We start from the raw sequence: 17582 nt of genomic DNA, 5'->3' as shown, positions 1-17582 counted from the left end.
GAGGGGCCGGGGAGAAGATCGTGCCCTCCCCGGCCCCTCGCTTGTGGCGAGCGCGTTACGCGGTCGGCTTCTCCTCAAGACGCGGGAAGAGGACCGCGCCCTTGGTGACCGTCGAGCCGGCCGGGAGGCGGCCCCAGTCGGCCGCGTCCTGGACCCGCTGCTCGGCGAGGGCGCCCAGCGACGCCTCGGCGCCGAGGGAGTCCCAGAGCTTCTGGGAGGTCTCCGGCATCACCGGGTTCAGCAGGACGGCGACGGCGCGCAGCGACTCGGCGGCCGTGTAGAGGATGGTCGCCAGGCGGGCCTTGCCCTCGGGCGAGTCGTCCTTGGCGACCTTCCAGGGCTCCTGCTCGGTGATGTAGCCGTTGACCTGCTTCACGAAGTCGAAGACGGCCAGGATGCCGCCCTGGAAGTCCAGCTCCTCGCCGATGCGGCGGTCCGCCTCCGCGACCGCCTTCGCCAGGCCGTCGTGGATGGCCCGCTCCGCCTCGCCGTCGGCCGTGGCCGCCGGGAGTTCGCCGCCGAAGTACTTGCCGACCATCGCCGCGACGCGGGAGGCGAGGTTGCCGTAGTCGTTGGCCAGCTCGCTGGTGTAGCGGGCGGAGAAGTCCTCCCAGGAGAACGAGCCGTCCTGGCCGAAGGCGATCGCGCGCAGGAAGTACCAGCGGTAGGCGTCCACGCCGAAGTGCGAGGTGAGGTCCTGCGGCTTGATGCCGGTCAGGTTGGACTTCGACATCTTCTCGCCGCCGACCATCAGCCAGCCGTTGGCGGCGACCTTGCCGGGCAGCGGGAGGCCCTGCGCCATCAGCATCGCGGGCCAGATCACCGCGTGGAAGCGGAGGATGTCCTTGCCGACCAGGTGCACGTCGGCGGGGAAGGTCTCCTCGAACTTCTCCTGGTTCTCGTTGTAGCCGACCGCCGTGGCGTAGTTCAGCAGCGCGTCGACCCACACGTAGATGACGTGCTTCTCGTCCCAGGGGATCGGGATGCCCCAGTCGAAGGTCGAGCGGGAGATGGAGAGGTCCTGGAGGCCCTGGCGGACGAAGTTCACGACCTCGTTGCGCGCGGACTCGGGCTGGATGAAGCCCGGGTTGGCCTCGTAGTGGGCGAGGAGCTTCTCGCCGTACGCGCTCAGCTTGAAGAAGTAGTTCTCCTCGCTGAGGATCTCCACCGGCTTCTTGTGGATCGGGCACAGCTTCTGGCCCGCGTACTCGCCCTCGCCGTCGAGCAGCTCGCCGGGGAGCTTGTACTCCTCGCAGCCCACGCAGTACGGGCCCTCGTAGCCGCCCTTGTAGATCTCGCCCCTGTCGTACAGGTCCTGCACGAATTCCTGGACGCGGTCGGTGTGCCGCTTCTGCGTGGTGCGGATGAAATCGTCGTTCGCGATGCCGAGGTGGTCCCAGAGGGGCTTCCATGCCTCGTCGACGAGCTTGTCCGCCCACTGCTGCGGGCTGACGCCGTTCGCCTCCGCGGTGCGCATGATCTTCTGACCGTGCTCGTCCGTGCCGGTGAGGTACCACACCTTCTCGCCGCGCTGACGGTGCCAGCGGGTGAGCACGTCCCCTGCGACGGTCGTATAGGCGTGGCCCAGGTGAGGAGCGTCGTTTACGTAGTAGATGGGGGTGGTGACGTAGAACGCCTTGCCACCCTGCTTCTCTGATCCAGTGGCCGCCATGGTCGAAATCCTACTTGGCCTCGGGAGATCGACTCACCCGCGTTTCGGGGCGCCAGGCGGCGACGATGCCCTCGTACATCTCCTTGTCGGTGAGTTCCTTCGGGGTCTCGCCGGCCAGGAAGTACGACGTGTTGGCCGTCTTCAGCTTGCGGAGGTAGTCGAACGCCTTGTTCTCCGGGTCACCGAAGGCGACGAAGGAGAAGAACACGGCCGGGTGACTCTCCGCGGCGGCGGTGAGGGCCTCGGTGGCGGGGGTCCGGGCGTCCGGGGCGCCGTCCGTCTGGAAGACGACCAGGGCGGGGGCGGCGGGGTCGTCCGACTTGTCGTGCAGGGCGAGGATCTCGGCCACGGCGGCGTGGTAGCTGGTACGGCCCATGCGGCCCAGCTCGGCGTGCACCTTGTCGATCTTGTCCTGGTGGTCGGTGAGGGTGAGGTGGGTGACGCCGTCCAGCTCCGTGGAGAAGAAGACGACCGGGACGGCGGGGTCGGGGTCGACCTGGGCGGCGAGGGCGAGGGTCTGCTCGGCGAGGGCCTGGGCGGAGCCGTCCTTGTAGTACGGGCGCATGCTCGCGGAGCGGTCCAGGACGAGGTAGACGGTGGCGCGGGTGCCGGTGAGGCCGTGCTTCTTGAGGGCGGCGGTGGCGGCCTTGTGGGCGGGGAGGAGGTGGGGGGCGCGGGAGCGGATGCGGGTGGGGGGTGTCGCGGGTTTTTTGTGGGTGCCTGTGCTGCTCGTGGCGGGTTCGTCGTCGTGTGCGGGTTCGCCTTCGGCGGGAGTGGAGGTGTTCCCACCCGCACCACCCGTGACGCTCTCGTCGTCGTGTGCGGGTTCGCCTTCGGCGGGGGTGGGGGTGTTCCCACCCGCACCACCCGTGGCGGTCTCGTCGTCGTGTGCGGGTGGCCCCTGTGGGGCGGGATCGCCGTCGGCGGCTGCGGGTTCGCCTTCCGCGGGAGTGCGAGTGGGGGTGGGGTCCGGTTCGGGCTCCGGCTCCGGCTCTGGTTCCGGGGTCGCCTCGGGCTCAGGCTTCGCCTCGGGCTCCGGCTCGGGTTCGGCCTTCGCCTCGGGCTCCGGCTCGGGCTTCGGCTCAGGCTCAGCCTTCGCCTCGGGCTCGGGCTCAGGCTCGGCCTTCGCCTCGGGCTCGGGCTCGGGCTCGGGCTTCGGCTCAGGCTCAGCCTTCGCCTCGGGCTTCGGCTCCGGCTCGGCCTTCGCCTCGGGCTTCGGCTCCGGCTCGGGCTCCGGCTTCGGCTCGGGAGTGGGGTCGGTCTTCGTCTTGGGTTCTGGGTCGGGGTTCTTCTGGGTGGGGAGGGTGAGTTTGTCGAAGGCTTCCGTCACCAGGTCGTGGACCTTGGAGCGGGGTTCGGGGACGTGCGGGGTCGGCTCGGGCGGGGCCGTGGGCGGCGGCGTGGAGGGGGTGGGGTCGGGGGTCTGCGGTGTGCGGGAGCGGCCGAACGCTTTCCGCAGGAGAGAGAGAATGCCCATGTGCGCAACCCTTCACGTGAGTTGATGCCCGTCGATCCCTGGCCAGGACGGACACGTAAGGTTAGCGGCCCCGGCTACCCTCTCCGCGCCCGCGTCAAGGGCTGGATTCGGCCTCCGTCGGCGTCACTCCGGATGTCATGGGTTCACTCCCTGTTCACGCGGGCGCCCGGCTCCCGCACATATGCGCACCTACGGTCACGCTGACACCATGGGTATCCAAGGGGAGAGCAAAGTGCGCAAGCTGCTGCCGTTGATCGGAACACCGTCCGGTTCGCACCCTGGCGGACGGTCCGCCATGACCTGTCGTTTCCGGTGTGGTGACGCCTGCTTCCACGAGGTGCCCAACACCAGCGACAACGAGTACGTCGGTGACGTCATCGCCGGCGCCCTCAGCCGCCGTTCGATGATGCGGGCCGCCGCCGTGGTCACCGTCGCCGCGGCCGGCGCCGGTGCCGTCACCGTCGGTGCCGCGCCCGGGGCGCAGGCCGCGCCGGCCGCCGGGAAGGGCCACGGCCAGGGCAAGCCGAAGGGCGCCCGGGGCCTGCGCTTCACGCCGGTGGCGCCCAACAAGGAGGACGCCGTCGTCGTACCGGACGGGTACCGGCAGAACGTCGTCGTCCGCTGGGGCGAACCGATTCTGCGCGGGGCGCCCGCCTTCGACCCGGAGCGGCAGAGCGCCAAGGCGCAGGCCGGGCAGTTCGGGTACAACAACGACTTCCTCGCGCTGCTGCCGCTGCCGGGCGAGCGCGACCGGCAGTTGCTGGTGGCCAACCACGAGTACACCGACGAGGTGCTGATGTTCCGGGGCTACGACCCCGCGAACCCCACCCGCGAGCAGGTCGAGATCGCCTGGGCCGCGCACGGGCTGTCCGTGGTGGCCGTGGCGGAGGACCGCCGCAGCGGCAAGCTGACCGTCGTCAACCGGCACCACCTCAACCGGCGCGTCACCGCCACCACCGAGTTCCGGCTGACCGGGCCCGCGGCCGGCTCCGACCTGGTGAAGACCTCCGCCGACCGCACCGGCCGCAAGGTGCTCGGCACCCTGAACAACTGCTCCGGCGGCACCACCCCGTGGGGCACCACCCTGCACGGCGAGGAGAACTTCAACCAGTACTTCGCCAACAGCAGCCGCGCCACGGACAAGCGGTACGGCATCGGCACCGGCGCCACCGAGCGCAAGTGGGAGCGGTTCGACAAGCGGTTCGACGTCTCCCAGGAGCCCAACGAGGTGCACCGCTTCGGGTACGTCGTCGAGCTGGACCCGTACGACCCGGACTCCACGCCCCGCAAGCACACCCTGCTCGGGCGCTTCAAGCACGAGGCGGCCACCGTGCGGCTGACCCGGGACGGGCGCCCCGTCGTCTACACCGGCGACGACGAGCGCTTCGACTACTTCTACAAGTTCGTCGGCAGCAAGCGGATGAAGAAGGGCGACAGCCGCGCCGCCCGCGAGCACAACCTGTCGCTGCTGGACGAGGGCACGCTGTACGTCGCCAAGCTGACCGGCGACTCCCCGGCGATCGAGATCGACGGCACCGGCAAGCTGCCCGCCGACGGCGAGTTCGACGGCAGCGGGGTGTGGATTCCGCTGGTGACGGCCGACGAGCACGGGGCCGTCTCGCACGTCGAGGGCATGACCGCCGAGGAGGTGTGCGTCTTCACCCGGCTCGCCGGCGACAAGGTCGGCGCCACCAAGATGGACCGGCCCGAGGACATCGAGCCCAACCCGCACACCGGCAAGGTGTACGTCGCCCTGACCAACAACAGCAACCGCGGGGTCGGCGCGAACGCCCCGGCGGACGAGGCCAACCCCCGCAACGCCAACAAGCACGGGCACATCCTGGAGCTGACCGAGCGCTGGAACCAGGCCGACGCGACGCGGTTCGCCTGGTCGCTGTTCCTGGTCGCGGGCGACCCGGCGGACCCGGCGACGTACTTCGCGGGCTTCCCCAAGGAGGCGGTCAGCGCCATCTCCTGCCCGGACAACGTCGCCTTCGACGACCACGGCAACCTGTGGATCTCCACCGACGGCAACGCGCTCGGCACCCACGACGGCCTCTTCGGGGTGGCGACGGCCGGCGAGCGGCGCGGTGAGCTGAAGCAGTTCCTGACCGTGCCGAACGGCGCCGAGACCTGCGGTCCGGTCGTCCAGGACCGGCGCGTCCTGGTCGCCGTGCAGCACCCGGGCGAGATCGACGGGGCCTCGGTGGAGAAGCCGGCCAGCACCTGGCCCGACGGACCGGGCCGGATCGTCCGCCCGGCGGTCGTGGCGGTGTGGCGCGCGGACGGCCGCGACATCGGCGTCTGAGCACCGGCGTCGACCCGACCCTGTGCCGGGCCGGTCAGACCACCCGGTACAGGGTCAGGTCGACGAGCAGCGCCCGGTGGTCGGTGCCGGGCAGGTCGAGGAACCGGGCGTCGCGGGCGGAGAAGTCCTCCGAGACCAGGACGTGGTCGATCTGCGCGCCGAAGGCCGGAGTGGTCCGCGCCGGCCAGCTCGGCGCCCGGGAGGAGCCGGCCAGCCGGGCCGCGTCGCGCACCCCGGCGTCGAGGATGCGGCGGAACGCGGCGTGGTCCTGCGAGGCGTTGAAGTCGCCGGCCACGACGGTCGGGGTCCTGGTGTCCGCGGCGACCGCGGCCCGCAGCCGGCCCAGCTCGGCACGCCACAGGCCGACCTGGCCGGGCACCGGCGGCATGGGGTGGGCGAGCTGGAGGCGTACGGAGGTGCCGTCGACGTCCGCGACCGCCGCGGGCATGCCCATGCTGGCCTCGACGCCGTCGGCGGCCGTCAGCGGCAGGCGGCCGAGGATGACGGAGCCCGCCGCGCCGTCGCCCCCGACGGCCCGGTGGTGCGGGTAGTCGGCGGCCAGGTCGCGGCGCAGGGTCCTGGCGCAGGCGTCGTCGCACTCCTGGACGAAGACGAGGTCGGGCTTCTCCTCGCGGACGGCGGCGACCAGGGCGCCGGTGGCCTGCCCGAACTCGACGTTCGAGGTGAGGATGCGCAGCTCGGCGGCGGGCTGCCCGATGGGGTCGCCGGTCTTGCCGTACGGCTGGAGATACCAGGCCAGCAGGCCGAGCAGGAGGACGCCCCAGAGCAGGCCGAGCCAGGAGCGGCCCAGCAGCGACAGCAGCAGCGCGAGGCCGACGGGGACCAGCAGCCAGGGCAGGAAGGCCAGCAACTGGGGCACCGGGGTGATGCCGTCGCTGTCGGCGACGCGGTGGCCGACGACCACGCTGACCCCGGCCAGGAGCAGGGCCGCGCAGCAGACGGCGAACCGCCGGCCGGTGCGGCGCTCCCCGGGTATGCCGCCCGGGGCTCTCCGCTCGGCGGCCGTGATGTCCGTGTCCACGTCCCGGCCTTCCGCTCGCAGGTGAGGGGCCGTTCCCTGCGCGAGCCCTTTCTCACAGACGCGGGGCGCGGTCGGAAAGTTCCCTCGCGGCGCCGGCGGTCGTCGCGCGGCGCGACCGGCCGGCCAGCCAGGACGCCAGGGCGACGGTCAGACCGAGGGCGATCAGCAGCCAGGCGGCGGTGCGCAGGGTCGCGGTGAGGGCGTCGTACACGGCCCCGGCGGCGGGGCCCCGGGCGGCGCCGGGCAGCTCGGCGAGGGTGAGGCGGCGGCCGACGGCGACCGCCAGGCCGAGCAGCGCGCCGCCCAGGGCGGTGCCGAGACCGGCGGCCAGCACCGCGCGGCGGCGGCAGGCGGCGACGGCGATCCCGGCGACCGCGCAGACGACGGCGGCCAGCGGCAGCCAGAACGCGGCGAGGTCCAGCACGCGGTAGCCCTTCCTCAGATGTTCCGTCTCGGCGGCCGGGAGCACGGTGACGGCGAGGTGCCGGACCGGGATGCGGTGGGCGAAGGGCACGTGGTCGTGGGCGAGGCGCTGCTTGACCCGGGCGGTGACCGGCGCGAGGTCGACGGTGACCGCCCGGCCGCGCGCCCCGTCCTCGCGCAGGGCGCGCAGCACGGCCCGGTGGACGGCCCGGTTCGCCGCGTCCCATCCGGCGCGGAAGGCGGGGGTGCGGGTGAACGACCGCGCCGCGTCGTGCACGAACACGGCGACGGTGCCCGGGGGCGGGCCGGGACGGGTGCCGTCGACGGCGTCGGCGGCGACCTGGTCGAGGACGCCGTCGCGCACGGTGTCCGCGACCGCGTCCCGCACCGCCGGGTCGGCGGCGAGCGGCGCCATGGCGGCGACGTACCGGCCGGTGTCGGTGAGTCCGTACGCCGCCCAGCCCGCCAGCGTCCCGCAGGGCACCAGCAGGCAGGCGAGGGTGATCAGCACGCCCGACAGGGCGCCGCGCAGACGTGGGGTCACCCTCCCAGGCAAACCCCCGCCCGCCTCCCGCGCGAGCACGCACGCCCGAACGGGCGAGGAGAACGGCCCACCCGGGCGCCCCCCGGGGGCGGTCCTGGACCGACCGGGACGGCGCGGTGGGCCGGCCTTCCGGGAGGCGTGCTGGGGTCGGCCGTCCGCCGGTCAGGTGACGGACCGGCCGCCCGGGTCCTCGCGCGTGTAGTAGACGTAGAACAGCATGACGAACACGCCCAGCGCCGCCGCCAGCGCCGGGATCACCGCCCGCAGCAGGCTGACGTAGGGCGACTGGCTGATCAGGAATCCGGTCGCGCAGCCGGTGAACGCGGCCCACAGCAGGGCGTGGTGCTCGCGCCGCAGATGCCGGGCCACCTCCCGCACCACGGAGTACGCCACCACGAACACCAGCGTGCACAGCCAGCCGAACAGCAGGTTCCAGCCGGTGATGGGCCCGCCGTAGCGCCGGTTGGCCGCCGCCCAGAACCCGAAGACCAGGCCGAGCAGGACGGGCAGCGCCCACTTCGCCATCCGGTGGGCCCTCGGTCCGAAGACGTCGGGCGTCCCGCCGGAGCCGGAGCCGGGCCTCGAACCGGGCCTCGGACCGGAGCCGGGCACGGATGACACGGGTGCCGCATGAGCCATGAGAGCACTCCCTTCTCGCCTCGCCCCCGCCTACCAGCGCACACCCCGCGAGCCCCGCGGGCAACTCAGGATGCGGCCCGCGCGGGCCCGTGTTTCGCTGAGGCGGTGAGAGGCCGCGACCCCGAGCGCCCCGACCCGGTGCACCGGCACCAACTGGTGCGGGTCCGCGGTCGCGGCGTCGGCTGGGTCGCGCCGCTGCTGCTGCTCCTCGCGGTCGCGGTGGCCGACGCCAACACCACCGGGGAGTTCCGCATGATCTCCTGGATCGTGCTGGTCCCCGGGATCGCCGCCGCGCTGTGCGGGGTGTGGGCCACCGCCGTCTTCGCCGTCCTCGCGGTCCTCACGTACCTCATGGTCGACAGCGCCTGGCCGCACCAGTACCAGAGCGGGCTGCCCGACTTCATCCTCGTCGCCGTCGGCGGTCTGCTGGCCACTGCGGCCTGTGTGCTCCGGGTGCGCGGCGAGCGGCGGATGCTGCACATGCGGGACGTCGCCGACACCACCCGGCGGGCCGTGCTGCGCCCGCTGCCGCCGGGCTGGGGCGGCCTCGACCACGCCGGTGTCTACCTCGCCGCCGACACCGAGGCCCGCGTCGGCGGCGACTTCTACGACATCCAGCCCGGCCCGCACGGCACCCGGGTCCTGGTCGGCGACGTCCAGGGCAAGGGCCTGGGCGCGGTGGAGACGGCGGCGGCGCTGCTCGGCGCGTTCCGCGAGGCCGGCTACCACGAGGCCGACCTCGCCACGGTCGCCGAGCACCTGGAGGTACGGCTCACCCGGCACCGGCGGCACACCGTGGCCCTCGGCCGGGCCGACGGCGACCGCTTCGCCACCGCCGTGCTGCTGAGCTTCCCCGACGACCCGCCCGACGCGGTCGACACGGTCGTCTTCGGCCACGAACCCCCGCTCGCCGCCGGCCCCGGGGGCGTACGTCAGTTGCCGGTGACCGGCGGGCTGCCGCTGGGCATGGCGGAGCTGGGCACCGGGCCGCCCCCGGTGCGCCGGCTGCGCCTCGCCCCCGAGGAGACGCTGCTGGTCGTCACGGACGGCGTCACCGAGGCCCGGGACCGCGAGGGCTGCTTCTACCGGCACGCCGAGGAGGTCGCCCACGCGGTCGCCGCCGACCCCGGGGCGATCACCCCGCGCAAGCTGGTCGCCGTGGTCCGCGAGGGCACGCTGAAGCACTGCGGGGGGAGACTGGCGGACGACACGACGGTGTTCGCGGTGCGGCGGCCCGTGGTCGAGTAAGGGCCCAACTCGCACTCCGGGCCCCTCTTTGCAGCCGCAGCGGTTACCGTGCTGCCGTACGTGATCGACAGGGGGAGGGGACATGCCCGGAACCGTGCTGCTGCTCGCGGCGGCGCCCGCCGGCAAGGGACGCCTGGTGGACGCGGCCTCGGTGCTCCCCGTCCTGGCGGCGGTGGAGCCCGCCGTGCTGTCCGGCACCGGCACCGCCAACGTCGTCGAGCTGGCCGACCCGCTGGAGCCGCAGGCGGTCCTGACCCGGCTGCGCGCCGCCGCCGCGGCCCCGGGACCGCTCACCGTGTACGTCACCGGGCAGCTCCAGTTGGACCGGCGCCAGCGCCTGCCGCATCTGGCGCTGGCCCGCACCACCCCGTCGACCGTCCGCTACACCGCGCTGCCCTGGCACTGGGTCCGCGAGGAACTGCGCCTGCGGCCGACCGGCGCGACGACGCTCCTCCTCGACCTGCACGCCGACCAGGAAACCTGGGAGTGGCTCGGCGAGCACCCGTTCGACTGCGGGCGGAACAACGCCGTTTACGGTCGCATCGCGCCGCCCCCGTCCCGGCGGAAGGTGGGCGTCCCGGCGTACATGCGGGGCGTGGCGACGGTGCTGCGCAGCGGGCACCGGCCGCCGCTCGACGTCCTGCACCAGCAGGCGCTGGACCGCGCTGCGGCCGAGGGCGCGACCGGCGCCGACCTGGTGCTGGCCGCTCCGGGACCGGACACCGGCGATCCGCACGCCGCGATCGCCGCCGCCGTCCAGGCCGGCCGGCACGCCGAGGCCGACGCGCTCGCCGCCCGGCACGAGCGGGCCGCCGGCCAGGCCCACGGCCCCGCCTCCGAGGACGCCCTGCACTGGACGGAGGTCCGGGCCGACCTGGCGATGTTCGCCGGGGACCCGGTGCGCAGTTGCCGGGCCTGGCTGACGGTGGCCGCCGCCCGGCTCGGCGCCGGACAGGCACCGGACGCGCCCGCCGTCGAGGCCGCCGTGGACCGCGCCCACCACCAGTGGGGCCAGATCCACGACCCCGCCGCCGCCCGCGAACTGGGCGCCTCGCTCGCGGAGTTGCGCGGGCGGGTCCCCGGCCGCCGTCAGGGCGCGCTGGACCATGTGCGCCGCCAGCTCGGCCAGTTGGACCCCGAGGCCCGGCAAGCGGCCCGTCCGGACCCTCGCCCCGGCTCGACCGCGCTGTCATGATGGTGAGTCATGGCTGAGGGGGACGAAGGGGCCGCGTTGGACATCCGCGTGCGACTGGACGGCACCGCGACCGAGAGCGACATCGGCGCCCTGCGCAAATGGCTGGAGCGGGAGAAACCGCTGGACGAGCTGGTCCGGGCCGGCCGGCTCCGGATCGACGAGCGCAGCCGCACCGACGGGACCGGCGCCCCGATGGGCATCGGCATGGAGATCGTGGTGGCGCTGGTCGGGGGCGCCGCGTCCGTGACGTTCCGGGAGCTGCTGGACCAGGTCAAGGCGGCCGTGGAGGCGTGGCGGACCAACCGCCGCCAGGTGGAGGACGGCGAGCCGCCCGAGAGCCGCGTCGATCCGGTGAACCCCGACGACAGGTGACCCGGTGGCCGGTCTCGACCCGCGTGGGCTGGTGAACCGGGCGCTGCTGGTCGGGGTGTCCGAGTACGACCTCGTCCGGCCGCCGCACGGCGTGCCGGGAGACCTGCCCGCGGTCAAGCACAGCCTCAACCGACTGCGGGAGGCGCTGCGCCGGGGCGGGGTGTTCGGCGAGCGCGAGATCACCGTCTCCCGGTCGCCGTCGCTGGACGACTTCAGCCGGGCCCTGCGGCAGACCGCCGCCGAGGCCGAGGGCGTGCTGCTGCTGTACTTCGCCGGGCACGGGGCGATCCCCAGCGCGGGCGACGAGCTGTTCCTGCAGATGCGCAACGCCAGCGTGGTGGCGGGCGGGCACGCGGTGTTCCCCGGCGCGGAGATGTTCACCACCGTGCTGACGGTCCTGGCCACCAGCGAGGCCCGGCGGATCGTGATCGTCCTCGACTGCTGCTTCGCGGGCAACGCGGCCTGGGTCTGGGAGACCTTCCGCGACAAGCGGCGCGTCCTGCTGCTGATGAGCGTGCAGGCCAACCACCGCACCGACGCGGGCGACCCGGGCACGCCGACCCCGTTCACCGCCGAACTCGCCCGGCTGCTGGAGGGCGACGGCAAGGACGGCGAGGGGGGACTGTGGTTCCGGGGGCTCGCGGACGGGCTGCGCGAGGCGATGGCGGCGGGCGGCCACCGCACGCTGCGGGGCGAGCCGTGGGAGCCGCTGAGCCGGGCGGAGCCCGGGGAGGACGTACTGCTGCGGGCCCCGGGCCCGGCCCCGGCCGACGGTCCGGGGCCCGCGCCCCCGGAGCGCCCCGCGTTCCCGGAGCGCCCCGCGCCCCCTGACCCGCCGAAGCCCCCGCTGCCGGTCCGGTTGCGCACCGCCGCCGGTGCCGCCGTGGCGGCGGTACGGCGACGCCGCCGGGCCCGCGTCCCGGCCGGCCAGGACCGCGCCGGCCCGCCGGACCGCCCCCGCCCCGGCTCCCGGCGGCGCCCGGCCGTCCTCGCCGGGCTGCTCGCCCTCGCCCTGATCGGCATCGGCTCCTACCGCATCGTCGTCCTGACCGGCGACCCGGTGCGGTGCGCGCCGCCGCTGGAGCTGCGGGTGCTGACCGACCCCGACCTGGAGCCGACCGTCCGGGCCGCCGCCGACGCCTACCTCACCTCGGAGCAGAACACCGCCGGCGACGGCTGCCGGCGCAGCGGGATCACCGTCTACAGTGCCGGTACCGCCGACGCGGTCACCGCGCTCGGCCGGCGGTCCGGGGCCTGGAAGGAGCCCGGCGCCGGTGCCAACCCGCAGCGGGACGTCGGTCCCCAGCCGGACATCTGGATTCCGGGCAGCCCCGCCGACGTCGCCCGGGTGACGGCGGCCCAGGACACCGACGCGGTGGCCCGCCTGGACGCCGACGGCACGCCGCTGGCGTACTCACCGGTGGTGCTGGCCGTGCCCCAGGCCGTCGCCGCCGAACTGCTGGAGGAGCGGGTCGGCGTGCCGCTGAACCGGATGATCGACGCGCTGCGCGGGCGGCTCCCCGAGGCCGAGGTACGGCGGCCCGACCCGGAGTTCACCGACACCGGCCTGCTCGCCACGGTCGGCCTGTACGGCACCGGCACCGGCTCCGGCGCCCGCGACGCGGCCGGGGCGGAACGCCGGGTCGCCCAGCCCGGACCGCCCTCGCCCACCGCCGCCGACCTGCTGTGCGTGCTGCCCGACGTCGACGCCGTGGACGAGCGCACCGCCGCCCTCGTCCCCGAGTTCCTGATGAAGAGCGGCGTGGGCTGCGACAGCAGGCGGCGCACCGCGCGGATCGCCCAGTACCCCGGCGACGTACCGGGCCTGGAGCCGGTCTTCACGCGGGTGCGCTGGCAGGGCGCCGACCGGGACGCCGGGGCGCGGGACGACGCCGCCGAGGCGTTCCGCCGGTGGCTCGCGGGGGCGCCGGGGCGCGCGGTGTTCGCCCGGGACGGCTTCCGCTCGGCGACCGACGACCGGGCGCTGCTCGACGCGGACCGGGCCGCCGGGGTGCTGCACGCGCCCTCGCGGCTGACCAGGACGGCCGGGCGGGACGCGACCGAGGCCGCCCTGGACGGCTACCGGAACGTGGGCGGGCCGGGCCGGGCGCTGTTCCTGCTGGACAGTTCCGGCTCGATGGCCGGGCGGTGGGAGGGCTCCGGCGGCGGCCCCGGGCTGCTCAAGCAGTCGCTCGGGGGCCTCGGCGGCCGGGACGAGTACGCCCTGTGGACGGTCTCCGGCACCGGCGACGACCCGTACGACACGCTGCTGCCCTTCGGCCGGCACGCCCGCCGGGACGCCGAGCGGACCGTCGACCGGGCCGCCGTGGTCCGGGACGCCGAGGCCGACCCGCACGGCGCGCTGCTCGCCGCGCTGGACGCGATGAGGCTGCGCGGCGCCGACGACGAGCGGCCCGACCTGGTCGTGTACATAACCGACGACGAGGACGCGGGCCGCCTGACCGGCGACCGGCTCGCCGACGTCATCGGCGCGGCCCGCGCGGCCGGCGTGCCGGTGACGATGGTGTCCCTGACCGGCGGGAGCTGCGACGCGGGCGAGCCGGACGCCCGGATCTCCGAGGCGACCGGCGGGCGCTGCCTGGACACCGGCGACGACCTCGGCGGAGCCCTGCACGACGAGGTCGCGCGCACCGGAACGGGGGAGGACTGATGACCCGGCGCCCCGCCGCCCTGCTGGCCCTGCTGGTCCTGCTCTGCCTCGCCGCCTGCACCGGCGGCGGGGGCGGCGCCGGGCCCGCGCCCTCCGCCGACGTGCCCGGGGACATCGTGGTCGCCAGCGGCCGGGACGTCACCGGGCGCAACGGCGTGCGGCAGCGGCTCATCGACGCCTGGAACGAGCGCCAGGAACGGGCGGGCAGCGACTACCGCGCCCGGCTGGTGGAACTGCCCGGCAGCGCCGACGAACAGCGCGGCCAGCTCCTGGGCGCCCTGCAGTCCGGCAGCGCCGCCTACGACGTGGTCAACCTCGATGTCACCTGGGTGCCGGAGTTCGCCGCCGCCGGGCTGGTCCGCCCGCTGCCCGGCACGCTCGTCGACGCGGACGTCATCGACTCCGTGGCGCGCACCGCCCGCTGGGACGGGCGGACCTACGCGGTGCCCTTCAACAGCGACGTCGGCCTCCTCTACTACCGGCGCGACGACCTGGAACGGGCCGGCCTGGAATCCACCGACCTGCGGGACGTGAAGGACTGGGCGGACCTGGAGGACCTGTTCAACACCGTCGCCGAGGCCGACCTGCCGGGCCGGGAGCGGGGCTGGACCACCCAGCTCGCCGCCTACGAGGGCCGGACGGTCAACGCGGTGGAGGCGTTCGCGTCCACCGGGCAGGACGCCGCGCTCACCGACGACGCGGGCCACTACACGGCCACCGTCGGAGCGCTGACCCGGGGCGTCGCGGAGCTGCGCCGCCGGGCCGCCGCGCCGTACACCCTGCCCGAGGCGGTCCGGTCCGACGAGGCGGCCTCCCTCGGGGCCTTCGCGGACGGCCGGACCACCTTCCTGCGGCACTGGCCCTACGCGTACCGCACCCTGCACGAGACCTTCGGCGCGGAGCAGTTGGGGGTGACCGCGCTGCCGGGGCGGGCCGTGCTCGGCGGGCAGAACCTGGCGGTGACCCGGGACTCCCGGCGGGCCGGGAAGGCGGCCGAGCTGGTCGGGTTCCTCACCGGCCGGGCCAGCGAGCGCTGTCTGCTGGACGCCGGTTTCGCGGCGACGCGGGTCTCGGCGTACGACGACCCGGGGCTGCGCTGCCCGGTGGCCGGGGACAAGCCGTCGCCGTCGCCGACCGGGGAGCGGCCGGACCGGATGCCCCGGGACGCCACCGACCGGCCCGCCTACGCCCGCACCGTGCTGCTGCCCGCCCTGCGCGCGGCGGTGCACCGGCCGCGCACCCCGCTGTACGGGGCCTTCACCCAGACGTTCACCGCGCACCTGGGCCCGCTGTTCGGCGCCGACCCGCCGGACGACGCGACGCTGGCCCGGACGCTGGACGCGGCACTGCGCCGGGCGCTGCCGGACTGAGCCCGGCGGCGGGTCACTCGCCGGTGACCGGGACGCTCGGCGGGACGACGGGGGCGGGCGGCTCGGCGGACTGCGCCGGACCGGCGTTGGCGGCCAGCAGCAGACAGGCCGTGGCGACGACGGCGGCGGCGATGCCTCGGGCGTAGCGCTCGGCGGTGCGTGGGCGTTCGAGCACGGCGACCTCGTAACAGCGGTCCACAGCGGTACGGCGGGGACGGTCGGGGGGTGGGCTGGGGGCCGGCGGTGGTCCGCCGGTGGTCAAGCGGTGGGTTAAACCTGCTTAATACTCGGTTTAACCTAGAGCCGTCGGGGGCGAACGGCAAGAGCCGCAGGGGGAGTTGAACGTGGGAGACCGAGACGATCCGGTGACCATCGGGCGCCGGGTGCAGCGACTGCGGGCCGACCGCGGACTGACCCAGCGCCAGCTCGCCGAACCCGCCTACACCCCGGCCTACGTCTCCACCCTGGAGGCCGGCCGCGTCCGCCCCTCCGACGAGGCGCTGCGGCACATCGCGGACCGGCTCGGCGTCGGCTTCGACGAACTGGTCACCGGGCGCCCCGCCCGCCTCGCCACCGACCTGCGCCTGAGGCTCACCGAGGCGCAGCGCACCCTGGCCACCGGCGGGGCCGAACAGGCCGCCGGGAGCTACCGCGCGCTGCTCGCCGAGGCCGAGGCGCACGGCCTGGGCGACCTCGGGGCCGCCGCGCTGCTCGGGCTCGGCGAGTGCGCCCTGGAGAGCGGCGAGCTGGAGGCCGGCCGCGGGTACTTCGAGCGGGCCGAGGCGTGTCTGGCCGACGCGGGCGCCCCGCTCACCGCCCGGGTCCCGGCGCTGCGCGGCCGGGCGGTCGCCCACTACCTCGCCGGGGAGCTGCGGTACGCCGTCTACCTCCTGGAATCCACCCTGGACGAGCTGAACCGGGGCGGGCTGCACGACCCGGACGCGCTGCTGCTGCTCTACGCCAGCGCGATCGGCCCGTACATGGACATGGGCGCGCACGCGCGGGCCGCGCAGGCCGCCGAACTGGCGCTCGCGCTCGCGCCCCGGGCCGGCGACCCGGCGCTGGTCGCCCGGATGCACCGCTCCGTCGCCCGGACGCTGCTGGCCGAGGGCCGGCTCGCCGAGGCCGACGCCTCGCTGGCCAGGGCGGCCGAGCTGTACCGCACCCTCCAGCTCCGTACCGAACTGGCCAACTGCCACTGGATGCGCGGATACGTCTTCGCGCAGGACGGCCGGCTGGAGCGCGCCGAGGCCGAGCTGCGGGAGGCCCTGGCGATGCTCTCGGAGAGCCGCGCCGCCCTCTACAGCAGCCAGGCCGCCGTCGAACTGGCCGACGTGCTGCACCGCCGCGGCAAGTCCGAGGAGGCCGCCGGGCTGCTGCGCGGGGTCCTGGACGACCTGTCCTCCGAGCGCGGCGCCGTGCACGCCGCCGCCGCGCACCGGCTGCTCGGCATCATCGCCGAGGACGCCCGGGACACCGAGGCCGCCGAGGAGCACTACGTCCGCGCGCTCAGCCTGCTGGAACGGGCGGGCGCGGCCGGTGACCTCGCCGACCTGTGCCGTCTGCTGGGCGATCTGCTGCGCCGCACCGGCCGGGTGGAGGCGGCCCTGGACGCGTACCGCACCGGCCTGGGCCACCGCACCGCGCCCGGCACGACGACCCTGGGACCGGCCCCGGCGCAGTTGTCCCTGTGACGTCCGGGAGCCCGGGGTTTCGGCCGGCCGCTCGGGGGTAGTCGACGCTCGGCTTCCGGGCCGGTGACGTGCGCCGCAGCACCGTCGACGTGGCCGACCGCGTAGTGAAGGAGGCGGTGGGCGTGCGGCCCAGCGACGACCCCCCGGCATTCCCCGGCGGACCCGGCCGTACCGGGGACACCGACCAGTACCGTGCCGTCGACCTGATCGCCGACGGCGTCCGCGGCGTGCCCCCCGAGCAGGTGCCCGCCCGGCTGTGCGAGGTGGCGGTGCGGCTGCTGCCGGTGACCGGCGCGAGCGCCTCGCTGCGCAGCGGCGGCGTGCCGGTGCGGCTCTGCGCCAGCGACGAGCGGACCGGCAGGCTGGCGGAGATCCAGGCCACCCTCGGCGAGGGACCCTGCGTGCAGGCCGCCCGGACCGGCGCGCCGGTGCTGGCCCGCGATCTGACCCGGGGCGCGGACGCGAGCCGCTGGCCCGTCTACGCCCAGCAGGTCACCGCCGCCGGCGTCCGCGCGGTGTACGCGCTGCCGCTGGGCACGGACGCGCTGTGCGTCGGCACCCTCGACCTCTACCGCGACACCCCGGGCGTGCTCACCCCCGCCGAACTGGGCACCGCCCGGCTCGTCGCGGGCATCCTGACCGTCGCCCTCATGGCGCTGCCCCGGGAGGACGAGCACGACCGGGCCGACGGCGCGTCCTGGCTGAACGGCCTGGCCACCGGCCACGACGAGGTCTACCAGGCGGTCGGCATGATCATGGCCCAGTTGGGCGTCGGCACCGACGAGGCGCTGGCCCGGCTGCGCGCCCACGCCTTCGCCGGCGACCGCACGGTCCGCGAGGCGGCCCAGGAGGTCCTGGCGTACCGCCACCGCTTCGACACCGAGGACGGATAGCCGGCACACGGGGCACCTTTCTCAGCCCCCGGCC

At 75.0% G+C, this 17582-nt stretch carries 14 protein-coding genes; 8 read left to right on the top strand and 6 right to left on the bottom strand.

Annotated features, from left to right (window positions below):
• Nucleotides 1-55: 55 nt before the first annotated feature.
• On the bottom strand, nucleotides 56-1672 hold the full coding sequence (metG, locus tag ACFY32_RS19655; RefSeq protein WP_359190165.1) for a methionine--tRNA ligase: 1617 nt from the start codon (nucleotides 1670-1672) through the stop codon (nucleotides 56-58).
• Between the two features lie 10 nt (nucleotides 1673-1682).
• A complete protein-coding gene (locus tag ACFY32_RS19650) occupies nucleotides 1683-3149 on the bottom strand; it encodes a VWA domain-containing protein (protein WP_390674834.1) in 1467 nt (488 codons plus the stop codon).
• 232 nt (nucleotides 3150-3381) lie between these two features.
• Here ACFY32_RS19650 and ACFY32_RS19645 point away from each other — a divergent pair, with 232 nt between their 5' ends.
• Nucleotides 3382-5457, top strand: coding sequence for a PhoX family protein (locus ACFY32_RS19645; protein WP_359190888.1), 2076 nt, complete (start codon nucleotides 3382-3384; stop codon nucleotides 5455-5457).
• Nucleotides 5458-5491: 34 nt separating this feature from the next.
• Here the strand turns inward: ACFY32_RS19645 and ACFY32_RS19640 are convergent, their stop codons facing one another.
• The 3 genes from ACFY32_RS19640 to ACFY32_RS19630 form a co-directional block, all read right to left on the bottom strand.
• The gene (locus tag ACFY32_RS19640; RefSeq protein ID WP_390674832.1) at nucleotides 5492-6499 is read right to left on the bottom strand and encodes an endonuclease/exonuclease/phosphatase family protein; all 1008 of its coding nucleotides are present in this window, start codon (nucleotides 6497-6499) and stop codon (nucleotides 5492-5494) included.
• Between the two features lie 52 nt (nucleotides 6500-6551).
• Complete coding sequence (locus tag ACFY32_RS19635) at nucleotides 6552-7466, bottom strand: hypothetical protein (RefSeq protein ID WP_359190159.1); 915 nt, start codon at nucleotides 7464-7466, stop codon at nucleotides 6552-6554.
• A 162-nt stretch (nucleotides 7467-7628) separates the two neighbouring features.
• Entirely contained in the window at nucleotides 7629-7991 is a 363-nt protein-coding gene (locus tag ACFY32_RS19630; protein WP_359190156.1) for a hypothetical protein, read from the bottom strand.
• A 219-nt stretch (nucleotides 7992-8210) separates the two neighbouring features.
• Here ACFY32_RS19630 and ACFY32_RS19625 point away from each other — a divergent pair, with 219 nt between their 5' ends.
• From ACFY32_RS19625 to ACFY32_RS19605, 5 genes are all read left to right on the top strand, one after another.
• Entirely contained in the window at nucleotides 8211-9353 is a 1143-nt protein-coding gene (locus ACFY32_RS19625) for a PP2C family protein-serine/threonine phosphatase (protein WP_359190153.1), read from the top strand.
• A gap of 82 nt (nucleotides 9354-9435) precedes the next feature.
• The gene (locus tag ACFY32_RS19620) at nucleotides 9436-10548 is read left to right on the top strand and encodes a hypothetical protein (protein ID WP_359190150.1); all 1113 of its coding nucleotides are present in this window, start codon (nucleotides 9436-9438) and stop codon (nucleotides 10546-10548) included.
• Between the two features lie 9 nt (nucleotides 10549-10557).
• A complete protein-coding gene (locus tag ACFY32_RS19615; protein ID WP_390674831.1) occupies nucleotides 10558-10920 on the top strand; it encodes a hypothetical protein in 363 nt (120 codons plus the stop codon).
• A gap of 4 nt (nucleotides 10921-10924) precedes the next feature.
• Nucleotides 10925-13591: a substrate-binding domain-containing protein gene (locus ACFY32_RS19610; RefSeq protein ID WP_390674830.1), complete on the top strand. Its 2667-nt coding sequence runs from the start codon at nucleotides 10925-10927 to the stop codon at nucleotides 13589-13591.
• Nucleotides 13591-14961 carry an extracellular solute-binding protein gene (locus ACFY32_RS19605; protein ID WP_390674829.1) on the top strand — a complete coding sequence of 457 codons (1371 nt, stop codon included), beginning with the start codon at nucleotides 13591-13593 and terminating at the stop codon, nucleotides 14959-14961. Before ACFY32_RS19610 ends, ACFY32_RS19605 begins: the two co-directional genes overlap by 1 nt.
• A gap of 13 nt (nucleotides 14962-14974) precedes the next feature.
• Here ACFY32_RS19605 and ACFY32_RS19600 read toward each other — a convergent pair whose 3' ends face one another.
• Nucleotides 14975-15136 (bottom strand): hypothetical protein, encoded by a 162-nt coding sequence (locus tag ACFY32_RS19600; protein WP_359190140.1) that lies wholly within the window; start codon nucleotides 15134-15136, stop codon nucleotides 14975-14977.
• Between the two features lie 169 nt (nucleotides 15137-15305).
• Here ACFY32_RS19600 and ACFY32_RS19595 point away from each other — a divergent pair, with 169 nt between their 5' ends.
• Together ACFY32_RS19595 and ACFY32_RS19590 are read left to right on the top strand one after the other, a co-directional pair.
• Nucleotides 15306-16655 (top strand): helix-turn-helix transcriptional regulator, encoded by a 1350-nt coding sequence (locus tag ACFY32_RS19595; RefSeq protein ID WP_359190137.1) that lies wholly within the window; start codon nucleotides 15306-15308, stop codon nucleotides 16653-16655.
• Between the two features lie 89 nt (nucleotides 16656-16744).
• Nucleotides 16745-17548, top strand: a complete 804-nt coding sequence (locus ACFY32_RS19590) for a GAF and ANTAR domain-containing protein (protein ID WP_390674828.1) — start codon at nucleotides 16745-16747, stop codon at nucleotides 17546-17548.
• Nucleotides 17549-17582: the final 34 nt, after the last annotated feature.

Source organism: Streptomyces sp. NPDC000134, assembly GCF_042899225.1.
Classification (GTDB): domain Bacteria; phylum Actinomycetota; class Actinomycetes; order Streptomycetales; family Streptomycetaceae; genus Streptomyces.
This window is presented reverse-complemented; position numbering and strand designations above follow the sequence as displayed.